Consider the following 824-nt stretch of genomic DNA (forward strand, 5'->3'; position numbering starts at 1 on the left):
ACTCACCACTTATTTGCTTCGCAACTTGAAGTGGGAGCTTCTTGGGAAGACCGTGCTTTGACCAGCCACGGTTGTGGACCAAGCTCGTCGGGCAGTCCCTGCCCTGGAGTGTTTCAGTCGGCGAGCCTCAACAGGTTGAGGCTCGCGTTGACGTCGCGGTCATGGTGCGTGCCGCATACGGCGCATGTCCACTCGCGGACGTGCAGGTCCTTCTTGCCGCCGTTCTCGCCACAGGCCGAACAAACCTGGGTCGAGGCGAACCACGGGTCGGCCTGGATCAGTGTGCGGCCGTGGAACCTGCATTTGTAGGCGAGCTGGCGGACGAACTCGCCCCATCCGGCGTCCCCGATCGACTTTGCCAGGCGGCGGTCCTGCATCATCTCCCTCGGTTTCAGCGTCTCGACGACGACGACTTGGTTCTCGTCGACGATGCGTCGTGACAGCTTGTGGAGGAAGTCATGTCGGCGGTTCCGTACCTTTTCATGCTTTTTGGCCAATAGGAGCCGCGCCTTCTCGCGGTTCCGGCTGCCGGGCTTCTTGCGGGAGAGCGAGCGCTGCGCCCGTCTCAGCCGTTCCTCGGCCTCGCGCAGGTTGCGCGGGTTCGGGACCTTCTCCGTGACGAGCGCGTCGTTCGTCATGACGGCGAAGTGCCCGAGGCCGAGGTCGATCCCGATTTTGTGCTCGGCCGGGACCCAGGGCTCGTCGGGCTGCTCGACGAGGAGCGACACGAAGAACTTGCCCGTCTTCGTCATCGACACGGTCGCCGACCGGATCTCGCCGTCGAAGATTCGGTGCTGTGTGAAGCGGATGAACCCGACCTTCGG

The 824-nt window shown here is 63.5% G+C and carries 1 protein-coding gene; it reads right to left on the bottom strand.

Annotation, left to right across the window (positions count from 1 at the left end):
* Positions 1 to 113 precede the first annotated feature (113 nt).
* Positions 114 to 824 (bottom strand): RNA-guided endonuclease TnpB family protein (locus tag EVJ32_RS15980; RefSeq protein ID WP_131459131.1); only part of this gene is annotated, 711 nt, incomplete at its 5' end.

Source organism: Exiguobacterium sp. SH5S4 (genome assembly GCF_004337045.1).
GTDB classification, from domain to species: Bacteria; Bacillota; Bacilli; order Exiguobacteriales; family Exiguobacteriaceae; genus Exiguobacterium; species Exiguobacterium aurantiacum_A.